This is a genomic window from Flavobacterium sp. N502536 (genome assembly GCF_025947345.1).
Classification (GTDB): domain Bacteria; phylum Bacteroidota; class Bacteroidia; order Flavobacteriales; family Flavobacteriaceae; genus Flavobacterium.
Genome location: NZ_CP110011.1, coordinates 3,886,264 through 3,899,203, shown reverse-complemented (window position 1 = coordinate 3,899,203; position 12,940 = coordinate 3,886,264). Strand labels below are relative to the sequence as shown.

The window sequence follows — 12,940 nt, the reverse complement described above, 5'->3', positions numbered from 1 at the left end:
AAAACGGATTCGCTATCACGAAAACGCGGATAAAAACAGATCTTAAAAATTGTAAACTCATTAAAAGAGAAAAAAATCTGTGTCTATCCGTGTTTTTACGAAGTAAATCCGTTTTATCTGCGTCGAATTGAAGCTAAAATTTAAACCAATCTTGTCTCTGCTAAAAAAACAAAAGAGGCTGTTTAAAATTAAACAGCCTCTACTTCTTTGCCTTTATATAAAGGTATTTTTTACTTATTAATCAATCGCTCTTTTGTTAATATCTCCAAAAGCATCAATTCTTCTGTCTCTGAAAAATGGCCAGTTCTGACGTACATTTTCCTGTAGATCCAAATCAACTTCTGCAATTAAAATTTCTTCCTGATCGTGAGAAGCCTGAGCTAAAATCTCACCCTGAGGTCCTGCAATAAACGAGGCTCCCCAAAACTGAATTCCTTCAGTTCCTTCAATATATTTTTCTAATCCGATACGGTTGGCAGCGGCAACAAAAACTCCGTTAGCAACGGCATGACCTTTCATTACGTTCATCCATGCTCCATATTGATTGTCTCCGTATTCTTCTTTTTCTTTTGGATGCCATCCAATTGCTGTTGGGTAAAATAAAACCTCAGCTCCTTTTAAGGCAGTAATACGTGCTGCTTCCGGATACCATTGATCCCAGCAGATTAAAGTACCAACTTTTCCTTTTTTAGTTTCGATCGCCTGAAAACCTAAATCACCCGGAGTGAAATAGAATTTTTCATAGAAATGCGGATCGTCCGGAATGTGCATTTTACGGTATAAACCAGCTTCTGTTCCATCAGTATCAATGATATAAGCACTGTTATGGTAAATTCCTGCCATTCTTTTTTCGAAGAAAGGAACAATAATTACCACTCCTAATTCTTTTGCCAGAGCACTAAAAGCAATAAACGAAGTACTGTAAAGTGGTTCGGCTAAAGCAAAATTATCTACATCTTCGCTTTGGCAAAAATAATGACTGCTATACAATTCAGGCAGCAGGATTACTTCAGCTCCCTTATTGGCAGCATCTTTTACCCAGCTGATACATTTTTTAAGATTATTCTCGGCAACATCATTCAGATTTAACTGAATTACGGCGATTTTATACTTTCTTTTCGGCATGACATAAAATTTAGAGTGCAAAAATAGTAATTTTTAGAGGAATGGCAAAGTGTGTGTTGTTTACTTAATACTATAAAAAAAAGAGCCTATTCCGCTCTTTTATATCTGTTTTACAGCATTCCGTTTTGTTGAAAATAGTCGGCAATGTAAACAACTTCTTTATCTACCAATTCTCAGATTCTCTTTCTAAATCATCCTGAGAAATAAATTCTCCTTTTTGAATTTCTAATTTTGCATTAGCTAATTCAGCCTTATAAGTACTTCTTGTAATTGGTTTTCCTTCAATTGAGAAAGCAACTATTTCTTCCTCCTGATAACTTTCAATAACTGCTTTAATAACTTTTAGAAGACGTTCATCTGCAACATTTATATATTCTAAAACACTATTTCTTAACTCTAAAGCTTCCATACTTACAATCTTTTACTGACCTAAAGATAGTTATTTTGAGCCGTTTTTTAATTAGTTACTTATTTTCAACTTTCGTAAAAAACCATTTTGCAAATGGTTTAACATATCTGCAAAATGGTTTAATAAGCTAACTCTTGTTTATCAAAAGTCCATTTACTCAATAACCACTTTTGTCGTTATGAATTCCGTTTCCGATTTTTTGAATTTGATTTCGAAAGTTCCTTTGGTTGTCGCTTTATACTTGAAAACCGTCTTTTTAGGATCCGGAACCTGTGTCGTGCATGGTCCTGTTGGATATTTGGCTTCGACTTGTAATCCTTTTACTCCGCCAATCGTTACGTCGCTAATTTTACTAAATTCCCCACAAGCGTTATCTACAACAAAAGTTACATCATAACTTAATTCTTCGTTCACCTTTCCCGTCGCAGGACCTTTTACTTCTGTTACCAAAGCAACCTTCGTAATTGATTCTGGTATACTTGGTGCATCATCATCATTGCTGCAAGAGATTAATGCTATTGCTAAAAATAATACTACAAAAACTGATTTAAATTTAAAACTTTTCATATAAAATAATAATTAATTGTTAATTACTATGAAGATGTCGAAGACTTGCTTTGGTTGCTTTATTAAAATGTTAAATGTTTACTCAAAAACATTAAACAACTATAAACCACAAACTTATCACATCAAAAAAAACAGAGCAACTCCCCTTATTTTATATCAAAACGCAATCTTATTTCGTAATATCGGCCAGAAACAACATTCAATTTTCTACTGAAGGAAACAAAAAAATACAGCGGCAAAAACGCTCACTATCTACCCGAAAATGACTCTTATTTCCCTCAAAAAAAACACCCGCACTAAGGCCGATGTTCCGTACAAATACTTCTAAAACGATTATCTTTTTAAAGCAAAATGTGCTCGAAATAAATCTGAATTTCCATCGCTATTGGTATACTCTATCAAAAACCAGTAATCATCAGCTGGTACTGCAATGCCATTATATTCTCCATCCCAACCTTCTCCAATGGTATCTATACTTCTTAATAATTTTCCATATCGATCGAAAATACTAATTTTAGGTTTCATTGAAGGTAATAGATCTTCTATCATCCATACATCATTAAAACCATCATTGTTAGGCGTAAAAAATTTAGGATATTTAATGACATGCGCCGTTAAATAGACCTGATTGCAACCATTTTTATCGCGAATAGTAACCTGATAAACCCCGGATTTAGACACCGAAAAAGAAGGGTTATCCTGAAAAGTAGTTCCATCTATAGAAAATTCATAATTTCCGATACCATTTGTAACTGAAATAATAATCTCCTGAATGTCAAAAAAAATATTCTTCACTTTTACCGATGCAATAGCTGAGGAAGATTTACCAACAACTGACTTATCATTGGCCACACAACCGGTTAACTGATCTGTTACTTCAACCGTATACGTTCCGGTTTTACCAGCCATAATTCTGGAACCAATATCCGGTAATGTTACTCCATCACATTTCCATTTAAATTGATACAATGCCTTTGATAATTTTGTATCAATCAAAGTCGGCTTCAGTACCTGATTTGTAATAGGATCAACGCAAAGATATTGATCTCCCAAATTGGTAAATGGCAAAGGAAGAACTTTGATTAAAAGTATCTGGCTCAAACTCGTACAATAATTATTCTCCTCACTTACCTCTAAAAGGTAATCTCCGGGTGGGGTATCTCCCCATTCTATCGTAATCTCATTCGTTCTGTCCTTATAAGGCTTTAGTATTTTTCCAACAAAACGTGAATCCTTAACGATCCAATTATACACAGAACCTACCGTTCCTAAACCTAAATTCTCAGATCTGTCGACTCCATAATGGTTAACACTGCCAAAACAAATTATCTGTTGCCCCCAAGAAGAAAAAGAAACAAAAACCAGGAACAAGACAAATACGATCTTAGGACAAAAGGAATCGTTTGGTCTCGATTTGAATACTCTTCGCATCATTTATATTTTTTTGCAGCTTTTTTAAATAATAGCTAATCGTGAGAAATAGTACCGGTAACGGGTAATAACTTTTTAACAACCTTAACCGGAGATGGTGATGTTTTTGAACAATTTGTCCTAAAATTATTATCGGTAACCGTTACCGTATAATCAGCACTTTCAGTTGCCGTATAAGAACTACCGTTTGCACCAGCTATATCAATATTATTTTGTCGCCATTGATAGGACAGTCCGGGTTTTCTAATTGTTTTTAAAATTACAGTGTCACCATCACAAAATGTGGTCGCCCCAACAACTGTTATGGAGGCATCGGGCAATGGGTGTACCAAAACTGAGATAGGTTTTGAAGTGTTTGAACAACTATTTAGATCTGTAACCTTAAGTGTATAATCGGAACTCTCGGTTGCTTTATAAGAAGAGGAAGTCCCAACGATAACATTATTACTGTTTTTCCATTCATAGGATAAGTTTCCTTTTATCTTTGAATGTAAGGTCACGCTGCCTCCTTCACAAAACTCTAAAAATTCTCCCAATAAAGTTGTTATCTCGGCTATAGGAAGAGGATTAACCTTAACAGTAACTGCTGCTGACGTTTTTACACAATTATTTCCATTTGTAATTTGTACACTATAATCGGAGCTTTCTGTTGCGATATAAGAGCTGTTTATTGCACCAATAATAGCTACGCCTTTCTTTTTCCATTGATATTTTAGATCAGATCCAACATTTGCATTTAATACCACATTTTCACCAAAACAGAAAGTAGTAGGTCCTGCGGGAGTAATTACTGCCAATGGCAGTGGGTTTACAACAACAGTTCCTTTGGCAGCAGCACTAACACATCCAAGAGAATTTTTCACTTTTACACTATAATCGCCCGCTGCAGCAGTACTAATACTTGAAACATTACCGGGATTTACTCCAGAGGGTGTAGTCCATTCATACACATAATCATTCCCTGTATCTGCAGGGGTTACCGTCGCTTTTAAAGACGCCGTCGAACCTTCACAAATCACAGCATCGTTAACCACAACTGTTGGCAGACTCATTATGGTTACAGTCAAAATAATTTCCGTTCCCGGACACGAAGTATTCGTTTCGGTTACCCCTAAATGATACTCACCTACCGGAGTAGTTCCCCAATCTACAGTAATTGAATTAGTGCCCTGATTGCTGATAACTCCAGAGAATTCTACTTCAATAACACGCCAGTTATAAGTAGAACCAGGAGTTCCCGATAAACCATCAGCTAAATCAACTGAATAGTTTTTACTTGCTCCAAAACAGACCTTTTGAGTAGGCGTTGTCAATTGAGCTTGTATGGACGAGCAAAAAAATATCGCCGCTACCACCCCTATTTTTTGTACCATTTTATGCGTCAAAATTTTAATCATGAGTAATTGCAGAAGTCTGCGTATTTATTATGTTATAAGTTCTTATGGTTTCACAGGTTAAATTTCCCAGCAATTTAATCTTCACTATACCTTCTTTTAAAAATTTCACCTCTCCGGTTTCGGGATCAACTGTTGCAATATCCGGATCAGAGCTGGACCAGGGTTTTGGTGGTAAAACAATAGCAGATGCTTTTAGCTGAACGCTTTGACCTATACAGGGATAGAATGGAACTACAGGCTCTATTATTCTAGGTGGAGGATCATAATTGTTTATTACATTAAATCTGATATTTGGATTATTTAAATCGCGACATCCACTTTTTGATAAGATTATATAAGTTCCTGAATAAAAAGACTGTGAATTAAACTGAATTGTTGATTGCTTACAATTTATGCAATCAGATGCATCATCATTAGAGGCTAACAATGCACCGGAACTATCATACAAAGCCAGAAAAGTATCTTCTGACGATTCCCCAACAGTTGTAAATGTATAGGTATTATTGAAAGTTAAAGGAGATAAATTAATTCTAACCTGTCCTCCTGATGGGTAGGTAAGCCATTGAAAAGAACAAACCGGATTGTACAAATTGGGATCTGTAAATGTAGGCACACATTGTGCATGCATAATTTCAAAAAAAACAGTAAAAAAAAATAAAATACTTCTCTTTTCACGAAAAAAAGAAAAACAAACAAAAAAGCGACTAAAGTTCATATCCTCCATTAAAAAATCTTCCAACTACCATTTTTTTACTTCACTTTATAACATTCCGTTTATTCCGAAAAAACGATTCCTACTTTCTTCAATTTTGCTAAAATATAAAAAAAACCTTAACTCTTATCTTGCAAATGTTAAAATTAACATTTATTTTCTTTCAAATTTAATTTAACATACAAAACGATTCTACTTCATAGTCCTTATTTTACTACCAAAACCGAGTCTTATTTCGTGCTATCAACCTGTAAATATGAAGTAATAAAACACCGAACAACCACCTGAAAATGATCCAAAAAAAAACACCGGCACTAAGGCCGGTGTTCTCTTTGATTCTATTATTATGAATTTATGCTTGAGCAGACTTTTTCGGAAGTATCTTTTTGATCAGATTTACAATTGCTAAAACCACAAATCCTAAAGCAAGACCAATAACAAATTCCTTTACGATTGAAGGTAAATTAATCTTAGGCGTTAAATGGTGAAAAAACGGAATATAATGTACAAAGATACCACCCGCTACTAAAATTAAAGCGATTGTACCTATTACCGTCAGACTTTTGATGACCATAGGTAATGCTTTCACCAATATGTTTCCAATAAATTTTGATATACTTTTTTCTTTTTTACTAAATTTAATTAGCTTGTAACCCGCTTCATCCATTCTGACAATCAGCGCAACAATACCATAAACACCAACGGTTGCAATCAAAGCAATTATTGAAGTTACAATGATTTGCTGACCAAGCGGCTGACCGATTACAGTACCCAAAGCAATAATCACAATTTCTACAGATAAAATAAAATCAGTAACAATCGCCGATTTTATTTTTCCTTTTTCAGCTTCTAAAATTTCTTCTTCTGTAAACGTTTCTTCCGTAATTCCTGCCGATTCTTCGTGTTGATGCGGGAATATAAATTCGTAGATTTTCTCTGCTCCTTCATAAGCTAAAAAGAGTCCTCCAAGTACCAGAATTACAATGATCGCGACTGGAAGAAAAGCACTCAATAAAAAAGCAATGGGTAAAATAATTACTTTATTCAATAAAGAACCTTTGCTGATTGCCCATAATACCGGAAGCTCTCTTGAGGATGCAAATCCCGAAGCTTTCTCAGCATTTACAGCCAAATCATCACCTAAAATACCTGCTGTTTTTTTTGCTGCAACTTTACTCATTACTGCAACATCATCCATAATTGCTGCGATATCATCTAATAGTACGAAAAAACCTGATGCCATTATACTTATTTTGTTTTTAAGAATCGCTTAATTAACTGGTTTTAAAGATCCGGTTCAATTGGCGGTTCTGGTTGTTTACTGCCGCGAATCTAAGACTTTTTTGCTAATTTTTCTATCTAAAAATTAACTGCATTGCCCTAAAAGCACCCAAATAATGATAAAAACGAAAATAGTTCCAAAACAGCCTCCTCCTAATTTTTTCGCACCGTAACCTGCTATTAATCCTCTAAAAATATTGTTCATGGTATTTTATTTAAAGTTGTTTGTCTTTTGAATTGATTTTCAAATCACTACTCTAAAGGTCATAACTTTATTTCAAACTATTTTATATTACTTTCAGAAAAATTTATATCATTTATGGCATTACAAGTCTGTGTCTAAACAAAAAACACCAACATTTCTGCTGGTGTCTTTTAACTATTTTTTTAAGAATAAGTTCATTAATCGGTCGCAACATTGTTGCCTCTGCTTATTAAAGTTGCTTTATCTATGATTCCTTGTCCGGTAGGTGGAGCCGGCGGATTTTGGTCGTGCAATAGGAAGGAGTTTTTCGAAAGAGGAGAAATATTTAAAAATCTGCTTAACAACAAATTAACTTCAGAACTGGGAAGTGCATTTTTAGAAAAATCAAGAGACAATCCGCCTTTGTCCATAATCGAAGACAATACAGGCAACTGAATCGAAGTAAGAATCGCATTGTTGCTAAAATACAGTCCTTTACATGAAGTCAACAAAGGAAATGAAATTGAGGTTAAAGAAGGATTATTCAAAATACCGGTGTCGTAGGCTTGTAATGTTTTCAAAAGAGGAAACGCAATTGAAGTAAGCTTTTCGTTATTCGCCACATCCAAATCATTATATACTTCAGCAAGGTTACTTAAATTCACATTCACTAGCTTTAAATTATTCTGGATTTTCAAATTTATTAAATTCTTTATTACACTTAGATCCAAAGTCGTTAAGTTCGTTGTACTGGTTACATAAATATTTTCTGTGTAAGCTCCTAACTCAGCGGTTATTTGTGCTGCTGCCTGCGCATCTGTGACATCGCCGGTTATAACAATACTTGGTTTCCCTTTGTTCTGACTGCTCCCCGCATACAAGGCATAAGGTACACTCAACAGCTGACTTGTACCGCTAATGGTGTAGTTGCTTCCTCCTGTTGGATCGATCTCGGTCTTGATAAAGTGTGATCCTGTACCCCAATTTATTCCCGCAAAAGTTCCGGTAACAGCTGTCCCTGCTCCTATTTCTATAGTTGCCAATCCATTACTGTTTGTCGCTGTACTTTGTGTTTCTACATAAGAAGCCGTACCGCTTGCTGAACCTGCCAAAATACTGGTTTTGATACTCACTAAAGTACCGGCAACCAATGTACCATCAGTTTTACGAATAACCGATTGGTAGCTCATTTTTTGCGGAGCCTGCGCAAATAAAATGGTAAACGAGCTCAATAATAGTAAGGCCAGAGTAATTTTTTTCATCTGTTTTTCTGTTGTTAGAGGGTTTTCTTTATGATTTCAAACCTTTTTTATTGTCTTGCCATGTAATTGCTGGCAAAAAAGGATTAATGCTAAATTTAATCGGTTGAAATGCTATTGTTCAATTTTATAGTTGCTTTATCGATAATCCCTTGTCCGGTAGGTGGAGCTGGTGGGGTCTGACCTGACAAATCAATAAACTTTCCACTTGCAGGGGTAACATTTAGCAGTTTACTTAAAAGCGAATTAATATGATAACTTGGAAGTGCATTTCTACTCACTTGAAAACTGTACTGATTACTATAAAATGAAGAAAAAACCGGTAAATCAACGTAAGAAAGAAACGGATTGCCACTGATGTAAATCGTTTTAGTTTTAGTCAATAAAGGAAAAGAAACAGATTGTAATGAGGTATTTCCGGAAAAATAAATTTCAGAAGCAAGTACTGTTTTTAAAACGGGAAACGAAATAGAGGCTAATTTTGCATTGCCTTCTACATATAATTCATTATAAACTTCCGCAAGGTTGCCCAAAGTTACATTAACTAAACTTGAGTTACTTTTTATACTTAAGTCTACCAGCCTTTTTACAGCACTTAAGTCCAAAGTTGTCAAATTTGTGGTATTCATAACGTAAATATTTTCTGTTTCAGGTCCGAACTCCGCCGCTATTTGCGCTGCCGCCTGTGCATCTGTAATGTCACCTGCTATTATTAAACTTGTCTTTCCTTTGCTTTGACTGCTTCCCGCATACAAGGCATAAGGCACGCTTAACAGCTGACTTGTACCGCTAATGGTGTAATTACTTCCTCCTGTTGGATCGATTTCGGTCTTGATAAAATGGAATCCCGCACCCCAATTTATTCCTGCAAAAGTTCCGGTAACAGCTGCTCCGCCTCCTATTTCTATAGTTGCTAATCCATTACTGTTTGTCGTTGTAGTTTGTGTCTCGACATAAGAAGCTGTACCACTTGCGGAGCCTGCCAAAATACTTGTTTTGATACTCACTAAAGTACCGGCAACCAATGTACCGTCAGCTTTGCGAATAACGGATTGGTAGCTCATTTTTTGCGGAGCCTGCGCAAATAAAATGGTAAAAGAGCTCAATAAAAGTAATACCAGAGTAATTTTTTTCATATATTTTTCTGCTGTTAGAGAGTTATTTTTTTATGATTTTAAACGTTTTTATCGTTTTACCGCTATTGCTTACAGTCAGAAAATAAATGCCGCTATTTAACCCTTGCAAGGATACGCTCGTCTCAGGGTTGGTAACTTCTAAGTTCTTGGATACCATTTTTCCGGTGCTGTCAAACAATTGGCACGATAAATCATTCCATTCGTTTGTAGCAACAGCCAAACTAAGTACATCAACAGTTGGGTTGGGATAAGCGGTCATTGCAAGAGTAATATCTTTAAATTCGTCATTCCCCAGGCTGATTATTTCATAAGCCTGCTGAACACCTTGCAAAACAAAGCCGTTAGCTCCTCCGGGTAAACTTGTGTAGGCGATCTGTCCTACGGAGTAACTCGAGCTGCCTCCGCTCCCGGTCGCATTTCCACCCGAAACGACTACACTCTGTTGCGAATAGCCATTGGTTACAAATGAAATGCCTGTAATAAATAAAATTAAAAAAGTGCGTAGATTTTCTTTCATATCATTGATTTTCTGATTAGTTATCCAAATATATAACAATTCTTATACAGAATATTAGTACTAAGAAGAGATTGCATAAAAAAAAACACCAGCGTTTCGGCTGGTGTCTTTTTGAAATAGTAAAGATGTACGACATCTCGCTGTTATTCATTATTCTTCCTTATGGGTTTGGTTCCTGAAAACCAATTGCCCGTCAAAAGCATCTAATAAAATGATACTGTCGGTGGTTATGTTTCCGGCCAAAATCTCTTTTGACAGCTGATTCAATACTTCTCTTTGAACCACACGTTTTACCGGCCTTGCGCCAAACTGAGGGTCATAACCTTTGTCTGATAAATAAGCGATAGCTTCCGGCGTTGCATCCATTGTAATGCCTTGCAGGGCCAACATCTTTGTAACGCTCTTCAACTGTAGACTTACAATTTTAGAAATATTATCTACTGTTAGAGGCGTAAACATCACAATCTCATCAATACGGTTGATAAATTCAGGACGAACGGTTTGTTTCAGCAAGCCTAACACTTCCACTTTTGCAGCCTCCGTCGCTGATTCGATACTTCCTTTTAAATTTTCGAACTTATCTTGTATAATCTGACTTCCCATATTAGAAGTCATGATGATAATGGTGTTTTTAAAATCGGCCAAACGGCCTTTGTTATCTGTTAAACGACCTTCGTCTAAAACCTGAAGCAGGATGTTAAACGTATCGGGATGTGCTTTTTCAATCTCGTCTAACAAGATTACAGAATAAGGTTTTCTACGAACCGCTTCGGTCAACTGACCACCTTCGTCATAACCCACATATCCCGGAGGCGCACCCACTAAACGGCTCACACTGTGACGTTCCTGGTACTCACTCATATCAATACGTGTCATGGCATTTTCATCGTCAAAAAGATACTCCGCCAAAGCCTTTGCCAACTCTGTTTTACCAACACCTGTAGTTCCTAAAAATAAGAACGTTCCAACGGGTTTCTTCATGTCCTGTAAACCGGCACGGCTTCTGCGTACGGCATCACTTACCGCTTCAATCGCTTCTTCCTGCCCCACTACACGTCTGTGTAATTCGTCTTCCAGATGCAATAACTTTTCTCTTTCTGTCTGAAGCATTTTCATGACTGGAATTCCAGTCCATTTGGCTACTACTTCGGCAATATCTTCACGGGTTACCTCTTCTTTAATCAAAGAATTACCAGACTGATATTCCTGCAATTGTTTTTGTAAAACCTCCAGACGTCCTTGCGCTTCTTTTACTTTTCCGTAACGAATTTCAGCTACTTTTCCGTAGTCACCATCACGTTCTGCACGTTCTGCTTCGTACTTAAAGTCTTCTAATTCCAATTTTACAGCCTGGATTCCGTCCACAACATCTTTTTCTGATTTCCATTTTGCATAAATTTCGTTGCGTTCTTCTTTTAAGTTCGCCAAATCCATGCGCAGGATTTTCAGTTTGCTTTCTTCTTTTTCACGTTTAATCGCTTCAATCTCAATTTCCAACTGCATGATCTTACGATCTAAAACGTCCAACTCTTCCGGTTTTGAATTGATTTCCATACGCAATTTCGAAGCTGCTTCATCCATCAAATCAATGGCTTTGTCCGGTAAAAAACGATTGGTTATGTAGCGTTGCGACAGTTCAACCGCAGCAATAATTGCCTCGTCTTTAATTTGAACTTTATGATGCGTTTCGTACTTTTCTTTAATACCACGTAAGATCGAAATAGCACTTTCGGTATCAGGTTCATCAATTAAGATCTTTTGGAAACGGCGTTCCAGCGCTTTGTCTTTTTCAAAATACTTTTGATATTCATCCAAAGTCGTTGCACCAATTGCTCTAAGCTCTCCACGGGCTAAAGCCGGTTTTAAAATATTGGCTGCATCCATTGCACCTTCTCCTCCACCTGCACCTACAAGTGTGTGAATTTCGTCAATAAATAAAACGATATCACCTTCTGCAGCGGTAACTTCTTTTACCACCGCTTTTAAACGCTCTTCGAATTCTCCTTTAAATTTAGCACCGGCAATCAATGCTCCCATATCCAATGAAAAAACGATCTTATCTTTTAAGTTTTCCGGTACATCACCATCCACAATTCTGTGTGCCAATCCCTCTGCAATAGCCGTTTTACCAACTCCGGGTTCACCGATTAACATAGGGTTGTTTTTTGTTCTTCGCGTTAAAATCTGCAATACACGACGAATTTCTTCATCACGGCCAATAACAGGATCTAATTTTCCGGTACGGGCCAGTTCGTTTAGATTTTTAGCGTATTTGTTTAATGAATTATACGTTTCCTCAGCTGAAGCCGATGTTACTCTTTCGCCTTTACGAAGTTCTTCAATGGCCGCTTTAAGGCCTTTTCCTGTAACACCCTGATCTTTTAAAATCTGAGAAACTTTGCTTTTTGAATCGAAAATTGCTAAAATTAAATGTTCGATAGAAACATATTCATCGTTCATTTTTTGAGCAATGATTTCCGCTTCATTTAGTGTTTTGTTTGCGTCTCTGGAAAGCAATATATCGCCTCCTGAAACTTTTGGAAAGCTTTGAATTGTACTGTCTAATATTTGTAAAAACAACGGAACATTTACATTTAGTTTCTTCAAAATAAACGGAGCGACGTTTTCATCTACTTCAAAAATAGCTTTAAAAATGTGTTCGTTTTCTATCTGCTGCTGTCCGTTGCGTTGGGCCAATTGCTGTGACAGCTGAATGGCTTCCTGCGCTTTAATTGTAAATTTATTTATGTTCATATGTATACGATTTAGGATTGATTACTCGTTTGATAGTCCTATGTCTTTAAAATTACAATTTATTGAATTAATTTTTTAACTTTAAATACTCTAACTTTGCTTCAGAACATTCAAATTATATTCCACACTAAAAATACCGACAAAATGTCGCTTAAAATTGATTTTTAG

General features: G+C 36.2%; 11 protein-coding genes. All 11 read right to left on the bottom strand.

Translation table 11 applies throughout. From position 1 onward, the window contains the following. Positions 1-237: 237 nt before the first annotated feature. The 11 genes from OLM61_RS16460 to clpB all read right to left on the bottom strand — a co-directional run bounded on the left by OLM61_RS16460 (position 238) and on the right by clpB (position 12,772). The gene (locus OLM61_RS16460; protein ID WP_264523697.1) at positions 238-1,125 is read right to left on the bottom strand and encodes a carbon-nitrogen hydrolase; all 888 of its coding nucleotides are present in this window, start codon (positions 1,123-1,125) and stop codon (positions 238-240) included. A gap of 163 nt (positions 1,126-1,288) precedes the next feature. Further along, positions 1,289-1,534, bottom strand: a complete 246-nt coding sequence (locus OLM61_RS16455; protein WP_264523696.1) for a hypothetical protein — start codon at positions 1,532-1,534, stop codon at positions 1,289-1,291. A 153-nt stretch (positions 1,535-1,687) separates the two neighbouring features. Continuing rightward, positions 1,688-2,101: a hypothetical protein gene (locus OLM61_RS16450; protein WP_264523695.1), complete on the bottom strand. Its 414-nt coding sequence runs from the start codon at positions 2,099-2,101 to the stop codon at positions 1,688-1,690. 333 nt (positions 2,102-2,434) lie between these two features. Next, positions 2,435-3,535 carry a T9SS type B sorting domain-containing protein gene (locus tag OLM61_RS16445; RefSeq protein WP_264523694.1) on the bottom strand — a complete coding sequence of 367 codons (1,101 nt, stop codon included), beginning with the start codon at positions 3,533-3,535 and terminating at the stop codon, positions 2,435-2,437. Positions 3,536-3,567: 32 nt separating this feature from the next. Then, entirely contained in the window at positions 3,568-4,905 is a 1,338-nt protein-coding gene (locus OLM61_RS16440; protein WP_264523693.1) for a hypothetical protein, read from the bottom strand. 16 nt (positions 4,906-4,921) lie between these two features. Then, positions 4,922-5,557, bottom strand: coding sequence for an Ig-like domain-containing protein (locus OLM61_RS16435; RefSeq protein WP_264523692.1), 636 nt, complete (start codon positions 5,555-5,557; stop codon positions 4,922-4,924). 436 nt (positions 5,558-5,993) lie between these two features. Continuing rightward, a complete protein-coding gene (locus OLM61_RS16430) occupies positions 5,994-6,884 on the bottom strand; it encodes a DUF808 domain-containing protein (RefSeq protein ID WP_264523691.1) in 891 nt (296 codons plus the stop codon). A 440-nt stretch (positions 6,885-7,324) separates the two neighbouring features. After that, a complete protein-coding gene (locus OLM61_RS16425) occupies positions 7,325-8,368 on the bottom strand; it encodes a hypothetical protein (RefSeq protein ID WP_264523690.1) in 1,044 nt (347 codons plus the stop codon). Positions 8,369-8,463: 95 nt separating this feature from the next. Next, on the bottom strand, positions 8,464-9,501 hold the full coding sequence (locus OLM61_RS16420; protein WP_264523689.1) for a hypothetical protein: 1,038 nt from the start codon (positions 9,499-9,501) through the stop codon (positions 8,464-8,466). A gap of 22 nt (positions 9,502-9,523) precedes the next feature. Further along, complete coding sequence (locus tag OLM61_RS16415; protein WP_264523688.1) at positions 9,524-10,018, bottom strand: T9SS type A sorting domain-containing protein; 495 nt, start codon at positions 10,016-10,018, stop codon at positions 9,524-9,526. 150 nt (positions 10,019-10,168) lie between these two features. Beyond that, positions 10,169-12,772: an ATP-dependent chaperone ClpB gene (gene clpB, locus OLM61_RS16410; RefSeq protein WP_264523687.1), complete on the bottom strand. Its 2,604-nt coding sequence runs from the start codon at positions 12,770-12,772 to the stop codon at positions 10,169-10,171. Positions 12,773-12,940: the final 168 nt, after the last annotated feature.

What these genes read in the sequence shown, in the direction of transcription:
- OLM61_RS16425 (WP_264523690.1), bottom strand. Translation starts at nt 8,368, where the DNA reads ATGAAAAAAATTACTCTGGCCTTACTATTATTGAGCTCGTTTACCATT.
- OLM61_RS16455 (WP_264523696.1), bottom strand. Translation starts at nt 1,534, where the DNA reads ATGGAAGCTTTAGAGTTAAGAAATAGTGTTTTAGAATATATAAATGTT.
- OLM61_RS16445 (WP_264523694.1), bottom strand. Translation starts at nt 3,535, where the DNA reads ATGATGCGAAGAGTATTCAAATCGAGACCAAACGATTCCTTTTGTCCT.
- OLM61_RS16420 (WP_264523689.1), bottom strand. Translation starts at nt 9,501, where the DNA reads ATGAAAAAAATTACTCTGGTATTACTTTTATTGAGCTCTTTTACCATT.
- OLM61_RS16415 (WP_264523688.1), bottom strand. Translation starts at nt 10,018, where the DNA reads ATGAAAGAAAATCTACGCACTTTTTTAATTTTATTTATTACAGGCATT.
- OLM61_RS16440 (WP_264523693.1), bottom strand. Translation starts at nt 4,905, where the DNA reads ATGGTACAAAAAATAGGGGTGGTAGCGGCGATATTTTTTTGCTCGTCC.
- OLM61_RS16450 (WP_264523695.1), bottom strand. Translation starts at nt 2,101, where the DNA reads ATGAAAAGTTTTAAATTTAAATCAGTTTTTGTAGTATTATTTTTAGCA.
- clpB (WP_264523687.1), bottom strand. Translation starts at nt 12,772, where the DNA reads ATGAACATAAATAAATTTACAATTAAAGCGCAGGAAGCCATTCAGCTG.
- OLM61_RS16430 (WP_264523691.1), bottom strand. Translation starts at nt 6,884, where the DNA reads ATGGCATCAGGTTTTTTCGTACTATTAGATGATATCGCAGCAATTATG.
- OLM61_RS16435 (WP_264523692.1), bottom strand. Translation starts at nt 5,557, where the DNA reads ATGCATGCACAATGTGTGCCTACATTTACAGATCCCAATTTGTACAAT.
- OLM61_RS16460 (WP_264523697.1), bottom strand. Translation starts at nt 1,125, where the DNA reads ATGCCGAAAAGAAAGTATAAAATCGCCGTAATTCAGTTAAATCTGAAT.